Origin of the sequence: Kluyvera sp. (genome assembly GCF_047971185.1) — a bacterium.
Classification (GTDB): Bacteria; Pseudomonadota; Gammaproteobacteria; order Enterobacterales; family Enterobacteriaceae; genus Kluyvera.
The window spans coordinates 1-6,169 of sequence record NZ_JBKDZH010000132.1 but is presented as its reverse complement, the minus strand read 5'-3'; the positions used below and the strand labels follow the sequence as shown (position 1 = coordinate 6,169).

Genomic DNA, 6,169 nt, shown 5'->3' with positions numbered 1-6,169 from the left:
TGCGTACCGTCAGCAAACGGGAAAAAATCCTCTTCCCGGTGGTGCTGTTGCTGCTGGTGGCGCTGCTGCTGCCGGACGCCGCGCCGCTGCTGGGGATGTTCTGCTTCGGCAATCTGATGCGCGAAAGCGGCGTGGTGGAACGCCTGAGCGACACGGTGCAGAACGGGCTGATCAACATCGTCACCATTTTCCTCGGCCTGTCGGTGGGGGCCAAGCTGGTGGCGGACAAGTTCCTGCAGCCGCAGACGCTGGGCATTCTGCTGCTGGGGGTGATTGCGTTTGGTATCGGCACCGCCGCCGGGGTGCTGATGGCGAAGCTGATGAACGTGTTCAGCAAAAACAAAATCAACCCGCTGATCGGCTCGGCGGGCGTCTCGGCGGTGCCGATGGCGGCGCGGGTATCAAACAAAGTGGGGCTGGAGTCGGACGCGCAGAACTTCCTGCTGATGCACGCGATGGGCCCGAACGTGGCGGGGGTGATTGGCTCGGCGATTGCGGCGGGCGTGATGCTGAAGTACGTGCTGGCGATGTAATCCAATCTAACCGGGAGCAGTGATTCTGCTCCCGCAAAATGAGGACACAGTAATGAGTGAAATGGTTGCGTTTCGGCAAGGTACATCCATGCCATCCAGAGAAACCATCTTGCGTTATGTTGTTGAGACGGTGAATCAGATAACTGAGCTTGAGCCAGCGCTGCATTTGCTGCCGTGGTCCGGCGTCAACTTAGCAATATATGAGCAACGCTTTGCACAGTGCTACGACGAGGGGGGGCGTGCCACGCAGAGGTCGGTGCCGACTGTTCCGCAGGGGATCCTGCCATCGACCGATTGGGCACAGGGTATCGGGTTACTCTGTTTTGCCGCAGGGTATATGAGCGCAGGCGAGCGGCCATTAACGCACAATCGGTTATGCGATTTCGTCAAACAGGCGGCCGTTGGGTTATCGCCGATTGAGGGGGAGGCGGCGAGCGGTTTCTCGACGGTACGTAGCATTGCATTACCCGTATTCAGGCGATTACAACGCGATGGCTACGCGCCTCGGATCCTGCTGTTACAAACGTTGCTGCATCTGGTCGCCTGGAAAAGCGCATCGCAGCATGCTCGCCAGCAGGCGCAGCGTCTGCTCTGGATGGGCGGCATTCTGGGGGAAGGGGGCGAGCCTGGCTTATTCGCGCTGGATAAAGCGATCCGTGAAGAGGCCGTCGGGGAGAAAAGTCTCCCCGCTCTGCTGATCTTCACGAATTTTCTGGCGCATTTCCCGGCAGGACCGGTGTTCATAGACTAGACGTATCACGACGCAGGCGAAAACCCGCGTCGTGTCAGCCCGACGCCGGATATTCCTGAATCGTCACCTGCATGGTCAGCTTCTTATCGTCACGCATCACCACCACCGGAATCACCGAGCCCGGGCGAATCTCGGCAACCTGATCCATGGTTTCCAGCGCGGAAATCGCCTGTTTGCCATTGACCGAGATAATCACGTCATTGTTCTGAATACCGGCCTGCGCGGCCGGGCCGTCCGGGGCGACCTCGTTGACCACAATACCCTGAATCTGGTCGATGCCGCCGCCTTGTGAGTGCAGCGGGGCGATTTCCCGCCCGCTGATACCGATAAAGCCGCGAATGACGCGCCCGTCGCGAATCAGCTTATCCATGATTTTGGTCGCCAGCTGGAACGGAATGGCGAAGCTCAGGCCCTCCGGCGTTTCGCCGTCGTTGCTCTTATCAAAGGAGAGGGTGTTAATCCCCATCAGCTCGCCCAGTGAGTTAACCAGCGCGCCGCCGGAGTTACCGTGGTTGATGGAGGCGTCGGTTTGCAGGAAGTTCTGCCGACCGCTGGGGTTCAGGCCGATACGACCGGTCGCGCTGATAATCCCCTGGGTGATGGTCTGCCCGAGGTTATACGGGTTACCGATGGCCAGCACCACGTCGCCGATGTGCGGCGTGCGCGTCGGGTTAATCGGGATCACCGGCAGGCCACCAGTGGCGTTAATTTTGAGTACCGCCAGGTCGGTCAGGCTGTCGGAGCCAACCAGCAGGGCTTCAAACACGCGGCCATCCTGGAGGGCGACGATGATCTGATCGGCGTCGTTGATCACGTGTTTGTTGGTAATAATGTAGCCGCGCTCGTCCATAATCACGCCGGATCCGAGCGTTTTGATTTCCAGCTGATTATTAGTGTTGCTGTTCAGGCTGCGGTTATAGACGTTCACCACCGCAGGCGCTGCGCGGCGTACCGCGGCGTTGTAGCTGGCGGGCGCTTCATCCGTGCTGTTAAAGCGCGGGGCGGATAACGGATTCCACTGACGCAAAGAAGGCACGGTGACAATCAGTATGCCACCGACCACTAAACCAATTGCAACCGAACGTAAGAGCTTTACAAGCATGATACAGGCTTCGTTGATGAGGAAACTGGACGAAGCATACCACGAGAAAACCGGACATACATTCCAGGCGATGCCCGGTTTTTCGTGGATTAGCGCAGAAGCAGGTAAATGCTCTCGTTACCGCGCATGACGTTGAGCGCAATCACCGCCGGTTTCGCCTCCAGCACCTTGCGCAGTTCGGCAATAGACTGCGTCGGCTGGCGGTTGATACCGATAATCACGTCATCTTTATGCAGGCCAATCTGCGCGGCAGGGCTGCCTTTTTCTACGCTCGCAATCACCACCCCTTTGGTGCCGCTTTTCGCCTGGCCGTCGCTGAGCGATGCGCCTTCCAGTGCCGGGATGATCAGCTGTGCGCTGGCGGTTGATGAGGTGCTCTTATCCAGCGTGACTTCCACTTCCTGCGGTTTGCCGTCGCGCAGCAGGCCGAGTTTCACCTTCGAGCCCGGCGCCGTGGTGGCGATGCGCGAACGCAGTTCGGCGAAGCTGTTCAGCGGCTTGCCGTTCAGGCTGGTAATCACGTCGCCGGATTTAATCCCTGCTTTTGCGGAACCGGAGCCCGGCAACACTTCGCTGACAAACGCCCCGCGCTGCACGTCGAGGTTAAACGCTTTGGCGATATCGGCGGTCATTTCCATCCCGCGAATGCCGAGCAGGCCGCGTTTGATTTCACCAAACTGAATCAGCTGCTGGGCCAGGGTCTGCGCCATATTGCTGGGGATCGCAAAGCCGATGCCGATGCTGCCGCCGCCGGGGGCCAGAATGGCGGTGTTAATGCCGATCAGCTCGCCGTTCAGGTTGAGCAGCGCGCCGCCGGAGTTACCGCGGTTGATGGCCGCGTCGGTCTGAATAAAGTTCTCCAGGCCTTCGAGATTCAGGCCGCTACGGCCCAGCGCCGAGACGATCCCGGAGGTAACGGTCTGCCCCAGGCCGAACGGGTTGCCGACGGCGACAGCGAAGTCGCCGACGCGCAGTTTATCGGAGTCGGCGATGGCGATTTGCGTCAGGTGGCTGGCTTTCTGGATTTGCAGCAGCGCGATGTCGCTCTGGTCGTCGCTGCCGATAAGTTTGGCTTCAAACTCACGGCCATCGTTCAGCTGCACGCTGATTTTCTGCGCGTCGCTGATGACGTGATTGTTGGTCAGCACGTAGCCTTTAATCGCATCGATAATGACGCCGGAGCCCAGGCCTTCAAACTGCTGGGTGGGTTCATTTGCCGGGTTGCCGCTGTCGTCGCCAAAGAACTTTTTCAGCTCCTCCGGCACCTGCTGATTCACCGGCGCGGTGCCTTCGACCTTCACGCTCACCACCGCAGGCAGCACCTTATCCAGCATCGGCGCGAGGCTAGGCAACGCGCCCTGGCCCGGAACCTGCGTCGGTAGCGACGCGAACACCGGCGCTGGAGCAGCAAGGGATAACCCAACGCTTAACGCCAATGCACTTAACAGTAAAGTTGATTTATTCATTGATGCTGGCCCTCATGACCCTGGATACAAGAACACGACTTCCCGAAAAGACTGATGTTATTGAAGTAAATATAGACGGCGTGAGAGGAAGAGGACGGGCGCGTGTCGTGCGCCCGTAAAATAATTGTGGAAAGCAGATTAATCGCGTTTTGCGCCGCTGCGCAGCAGACCGGATGCACCTTCCGAGTAGTCACGCGGCATTTGTACCGGCGCCTGATCGTTGCCGGCTTCAGACTCGGCCAGACGATTACGGAACGGGTTGGCTTCCGCAGACATGCCCGGCAGCAGGTTGCTGGAGCTTTTGGCCATGTGCTGGTAGATCTGACGATAGTCATCGGCCATGTTATCAAGCAGCTCGGCGCTGCGGGCGAAATGGCTCACCAGCTCTTCGCGGTACTCTTCCAGCTCGGCTTTGTTTTTCTCAAGCTCGTACTGTAACGCCTGCTGCTGGCGTAATTTACTGTTACCAAAACGCATGGCCACGGCACCGATGATGATACCGACAACTAACCCAATTAGCGCGTATTCCCAGGTCATGAACATCTCCCATTGTTTTGTTGTTCCGTAGGGTATTGGCGGCTTCGGCAACTCCATGCCAGCGCCCGATAGTGCCACTATAACCGCTAATCCTGTAGAAGTGGAATCCTGACGCATCATCGCGTAGTGTAGAACGGACTTTTTTTAGTCAATCGTGAAGTAAGACATACCGGTTTTCAAAGGAATAACAATTAGATCATGCAAAGCCAGTCCCCCACATCGCGCTATCTTCAGGCCCTCGAGGAGGGCAGTCATCAACCTGACGATGTCCAGCGCGAGGCGGTCAACCGTCTCGACACCATTTACCAGGAACTCCAGCACAAAACGCCAGCCACAGCCCCCAGCGGCGGCCTGCGCGCGCGTTTTGGCAAGCTGCTCGGCAAGAAAGAGTCCGACGCGCCGAGCGCCGTACGCGGCCTTTATATGTGGGGCGGCGTGGGGCGCGGCAAAACCTGGCTGATGGATATGTTCTATCAAAGCCTGCCGGGCGAGCGGAAGCAGCGCCTGCACTTCCACCGCTTTATGCTGCGCGTTCACGAAGAGCTGGCGGCGTTACAGGGCCACAGCGACCCGCTGGAAATTGTCGCCGAGCGCTTTAAAGCCGAGACCGACGTGCTGTGCTTCGATGAGTTTTTCGTTTCCGATATTACCGACGCCATGCTGCTTGGCGGCCTGATGAAGGCGCTGTTTGCGCGCGGGATTACGCTGGTGGCCACCTCCAATATTCCGCCGGACGAGCTGTACCGCAACGGCCTGCAGCGCGCGCGCTTCCTGCCAGCGATTGACGCCATTAAAGCGCACTGCGACATCATGAACGTGGACGCGGGCATCGACTATCGTCTGCGCACGCTGACGCAGGCGCACCTGTGGCTCTCGCCGCTGAACGATGACACACGCCAGCAAATGAATAAACTGTGGCTGGCGCTGGCGGGGACGCCGCAGATGAACCAGACCGCGCTGGAGATTAATCACCGTCCGCTGCCGACCCTCGGCGTAGAGAACCAGACGCTGGCGGTCTCCTTTACGACCCTGTGCGTCGACGCGCGCAGCCAGCACGACTACATTGCGCTGTCGCGGCTGTTCCATACCGTGATGCTGTTTGACGTGCCGGTGATGACGCCGATGCTGGAGAGCGAAGCGCGTCGTTTTATCGCGCTGGTGGACGAGTTCTACGAGCGCCACGTGAAGCTGGTGGTGAGCGCCGAGGTCGAGCTGTACAACATCTATCAGGGCGAGCGGCTGAAGTTTGAGTTCCAGCGCTGTCTGTCGCGTTTGCAGGAGATGCAGAGCGAAGAGTACCTGAAGCGGGCGCATATGCCATAAATGGCACCCTCTCCCCGTGGGAGAGGGGTTGGGGGTGAGGGCATCAGGTCGCACATCCCCAAACCCCGAAAAACCCGCAGCAAATCACATAAAGGGGTCGACCTTTGACCACGACTTCTCTATAATCTTGCGACCCCACGTTACAAGAGAGTTTTTTTCCCAAAACTTTCTCTGCGCCGGCATAGGCTATTCGAAGGGGTAGGTTTGCTGGACAATGTCGTGTGAACCTCAACTGACTAAACGTTTGGGTGTTCACCAACGTGTAACTTATTTATTTGGGTAAGCTTTTAATGAAAACTTTTACAGCTAAACCAGAAACCGTAAAACGCGACTGGTATGTTGTTGACGCGACCGGTAAAACTCTGGGCCGTCTGGCTTCCGAACTGGCTCTGCGCCTGCGCGGTAAGCACAAAGCGGAATACACTCCGCACGTAGATACCGGTGATTACATCATCGT

7 protein-coding genes are annotated in these 6,169 nt (G+C 58.1%); 4 read left to right on the top strand and 3 right to left on the bottom strand.

The annotated features are described in order from the left end of the window. Together ACK5JN_RS23880 and ACK5JN_RS23875 are read left to right on the top strand one after the other, a co-directional pair. On the top strand, positions 1-533 hold a 533-nt coding region (locus tag ACK5JN_RS23880; protein WP_416872417.1), incomplete at its 5' end, for a sodium ion-translocating decarboxylase subunit beta. A 19-nt stretch (positions 534-552) separates the two neighbouring features. Further along, positions 553-1,284, top strand: a complete 732-nt coding sequence (locus tag ACK5JN_RS23875; RefSeq protein WP_416872416.1) for a hypothetical protein — start codon at positions 553-555, stop codon at positions 1,282-1,284. A 34-nt stretch (positions 1,285-1,318) separates the two neighbouring features. On the opposite strand, the gene degS is transcribed toward ACK5JN_RS23875, so the two are convergent. From degS to zapG, 3 genes are all read right to left on the bottom strand, one after another. Next, positions 1,319-2,386, bottom strand: a complete 1,068-nt coding sequence (gene degS, locus ACK5JN_RS23870; protein WP_416872415.1) for an outer membrane-stress sensor serine endopeptidase DegS — start codon at positions 2,384-2,386, stop codon at positions 1,319-1,321. Positions 2,387-2,475: 89 nt separating this feature from the next. Then, positions 2,476-3,852, bottom strand: a complete 1,377-nt coding sequence (gene degQ / locus ACK5JN_RS23865; protein ID WP_416872414.1) for a serine endoprotease DegQ — start codon at positions 3,850-3,852, stop codon at positions 2,476-2,478. A gap of 138 nt (positions 3,853-3,990) precedes the next feature. Further along, complete coding sequence (gene zapG / locus ACK5JN_RS23860) at positions 3,991-4,389, bottom strand: Z-ring associated protein ZapG (RefSeq protein WP_416872413.1); 399 nt, start codon at positions 4,387-4,389, stop codon at positions 3,991-3,993. Between the two features lie 198 nt (positions 4,390-4,587). Between zapG and zapE the strand changes: the two genes are divergently transcribed. Then, entirely contained in the window at positions 4,588-5,712 is a 1,125-nt protein-coding gene (gene zapE, locus ACK5JN_RS23855) for a cell division protein ZapE (RefSeq protein WP_416872412.1), read from the top strand. A 290-nt stretch (positions 5,713-6,002) separates the two neighbouring features. Next, the coding region (locus ACK5JN_RS23850; RefSeq protein WP_416872418.1) for an uL13 family ribosomal protein at positions 6,003-6,169 on the top strand (167 nt) is incomplete at its 3' end.

Bases quoted from the DNA above. Each gene is read 5' to 3' on its own strand.
- degS (WP_416872415.1), bottom strand. From the start codon at position 2,386: ATGCTTGTAAAGCTCTTACGTTCGGTTGCAATTGGTTTAGTGGTCGGT.
- degQ (WP_416872414.1), bottom strand. From the start codon at position 3,852: ATGAATAAATCAACTTTACTGTTAAGTGCATTGGCGTTAAGCGTTGGG.
- zapG (WP_416872413.1), bottom strand. From the start codon at position 4,389: ATGACCTGGGAATACGCGCTAATTGGGTTAGTTGTCGGTATCATCATC.
- zapE (WP_416872412.1), top strand. From the start codon at position 4,588: ATGCAAAGCCAGTCCCCCACATCGCGCTATCTTCAGGCCCTCGAGGAG.